Below are 3,023 nucleotides of genomic sequence, written 5' to 3'. Positions count from 1 at the left end.
GCCAGCGATGGCAGGTTTTTTTTTACCTGTCGTGAGCGCACACCAATGCGAGTATCTCCCTTATAAGTCTGTGATTACGTCAATAGAGAGCTTTGTCACAATTATCTGCAAAGTCATACACCGTTAATTGCTTTCTTTTTTGGCGTAAGCGTAAGATGCTTCATCTGGTTTAAATCAAAAGGATTAAACAATGGCGGAGAATCAATCCACCGTAGAAAATGCAAAAGAGAAACTGGATCGGTGGTTGAAAGATGGCATCACCACGTCGGGTGGAAAACTCCCTTCAGAAAGAGAGCTGGGAGAACTGCTGGGCATTAAACGTATGACGCTGCGCCAGGCGTTGTTGAACCTCGAGGCAGAATCCAAAATCTTCCGTAAGGATCGTAAGGGGTGGTTCGTGACCCAGCCGCGATTTAATTACAGTCCGGAGCTGTCGGCGAGCTTTCAGCGGGCCGCAATTGAGCAAGGGCGAGAGCCTTCTTGGGGGTTTACCGAGAAAAACCGTACCAGCGATATTCCCGAGACGCTCGCGCCACTGATTGCAGTGACGCCATCAACTGAACTCTATCGCATCACCGGCTGGGGGGCGCTGGAAGGACATAAAGTTTTCTATCACGAAACATATATTAATCCTGAAGTTGCTCCGGGTTTTATTGAACAACTTGAAAACCACTCATTTTCTGCAGTCTGGGAAAAGTGCTACCAAAAAGAGACGGTAGTAAAAAAATTGATTTTCAAACCCGTCAGAATGCCGGGCGATATCAGCAAGTATCTTGGCGGTTCTGCGGGTATGCCAGCGATCTTAATTGAAAAGCATCGCGCCGACCAGCAAGGCAATATTGTCCAGATAGATATTGAATATTGGCGATTTGAGGCCGTAGACCTCATCATTAATCTGTAGGTGTTTTATGGTGACAATAAATAACGCAAGAAAGATTCTACAACGTGTCGACACTCTTCCTCTTTATTTACATGCTTATGCCTTTCATTTAAATATGCGGCTGGAAAGAGTGTTGCCTGCTGATTTACTTGATATCGCAAGTGAAAATAATCTACGTGGCGTCAAAATCCATGTTCTGGATGGCGAGCGTTTTTCTCTTGGTAATATGGACGATAAAGAACTCTCTGCCTTTGGGGATAAAGCCCGCCGTCTGAACCTTGATATTCATATTGAAACCAGCGCTTCAGATAAGGCATCTATTGACGAAGCCGTCGCCATCGCGTTGAAAACTGGGGCAACGTCCGTACGTTTTTATCCACGTTATGAAGGTAATTTGCGCGACGTATTATCGATTATCGCTAACGACATTGCCTATGTACGGGAAACGTATCAGGACAGCGGCCTGACTTTTACGATTGAGCAGCATGAAGATTTAAAAAGTCATGAGCTGGTGTCGCTGGTCAAAGAAAGTGAGATGGAGTCTCTTTCCTTACTGTTTGATTTTGCTAACATGATCAATGCAAATGAGCATCCCATCGACGCCTTAAAAACGATGGCACCGCATATTACCCAGGTCCATATTAAAGATGCCTTGATCGTTAAAGAACAGGGTGGCCTGGGTCATAAAGCCTGTATTTCAGGTCAGGGTGATATGCCATTCAAAGCGTTATTAACTCACCTTATCTGCCTTGGTGATGATGAGCCGCAGGTGACGGCATATGGCCTGGAAGAAGAGGTTGATTACTATGCGCCGGTGTTCCGCTTTGAAGACGAAGATGATAATCCGTGGATCCCTTATCGCCAGATGAGTGAAACACCCCTACCAGAAAATCATTTACTGGATGCGCGGTTACGTAAAGAAAAAGAAGATGCAATTAATCAGATAAATCATGTGCGTAACGTACTACAACAAATCAAACAAGAGGCAAACCATCTTCTGAACCACTAATAAGTTTTAACTCATACGCAGTTAATAAAACCATTCCATATGAATGGTCGGTATCTTATTGCCTTTAAAACAGTGATTTTAAAAATCGCTTAGGGGATGTTATGCTCACGAAAAAGAAATGGGCGTTATTTAGTCTATTAACACTGTGTGGCGGTACAATTTATAAATTACCGTCGCTGAAAGATGCGTTTTATATCCCGATGCAGGAATATTTCCATTTGACCAATGGTCAAATTGGTAATGCTATGTCGGTAAACTCATTTGTCACCACAGTGGGCTTTTTTCTGTCTATTTATTTTGCCGATAAACTACCGCGCAGATACACCATGTCATTCTCACTCATTGCGACAGGATTACTGGGTGTTTATTTGACGACAATGCCGGGGTATTGGGGCATCCTCTTTGTCTGGGCGCTATTTGGCGTTACTTGCGACATGATGAACTGGCCGGTCTTGCTCAAGTCGGTAAGTCGATTGGGCAATAGCGAACAACAAGGTCGGTTGTTTGGCTTCTTCGAAACAGGGCGTGGCATTGTCGATACCGTGGTGGCATTTTCTGCGTTGGCAGTATTTACCTGGTTTGGCAGTGGCTTATTAGGTTTTAAAGCAGGCATCTGGTTCTATTCCCTTATTGTGATTGCCGTAGGCATTATTATTTTCTTTGTCCTGAATGACAAAGAAGAGGCACCGTCCGTTGAGGTGAAAAAAGAAGACGGAGCATCGCAAAACACCAGTATGACCTCGGTGCTGAGAGACAAAACCATCTGGCTTATCGCTTTCAACGTCTTCTTCGTTTACGCGGTTTACTGTGGCCTGACATTCTTCATTCCATTCCTGAAAAACATCTATCTATTGCCCGTTGCGCTGGTGGGGGCTTACGGCATCATTAACCAATACTGTCTGAAAATGATTGGTGGACCGATTGGTGGCATGATTTCAGATAAGATCCTGAAATCGCCGAGTAAATATCTATGCTACACCTTTATCATCAGTACCGCTGCGCTCGTACTGTTGATTATGCTGCCGCACGAAAGTATGCCGGTCTATTTAGGGATGGCATGTACGCTGGGCTTTGGCGCGATAGTCTTTACACAGCGAGCCGTATTTTTTGCACCTATCGGCGAAGCAAAAAATT

The 3,023-nt window shown here is 44.6% G+C and carries 3 protein-coding genes; all 3 read left to right on the top strand.

Annotation, left to right across the window (positions count from 1 at the left end; translation table 11 throughout):
* Window positions 1-190: 190 nt before the first annotated feature.
* The gene (locus ACUU1M_RS19590) at window positions 191-901 is read left to right on the top strand and encodes a GntR family transcriptional regulator (protein ID WP_000829811.1); all 711 of its coding nucleotides are present in this window, start codon (window positions 191-193) and stop codon (window positions 899-901) included.
* Window positions 902-908: 7 nt separating this feature from the next.
* Complete coding sequence (locus ACUU1M_RS19585; protein ID WP_000256408.1) at window positions 909-1,889, top strand: sugar phosphate isomerase/epimerase family protein; 981 nt, start codon at window positions 909-911, stop codon at window positions 1,887-1,889.
* Window positions 1,890-1,990: 101 nt separating this feature from the next.
* A partial coding sequence (locus ACUU1M_RS19580; protein WP_449144757.1) for an MFS transporter occupies window positions 1,991-3,023 on the top strand: 1,033 nt, incomplete at its 3' end.

It is taken from the genome of Shigella sp. SIG6, assembly GCF_053555815.1.
This window is presented reverse-complemented; position numbering and strand designations above follow the sequence as displayed.

Bases quoted from the DNA above. Each gene is read 5' to 3' on its own strand.
- ACUU1M_RS19590 (WP_000829811.1), top strand. From the start codon at position 191: ATGGCGGAGAATCAATCCACCGTAGAAAATGCAAAAGAGAAACTGGAT.
- ACUU1M_RS19585 (WP_000256408.1), top strand. From the start codon at position 909: ATGGTGACAATAAATAACGCAAGAAAGATTCTACAACGTGTCGACACT.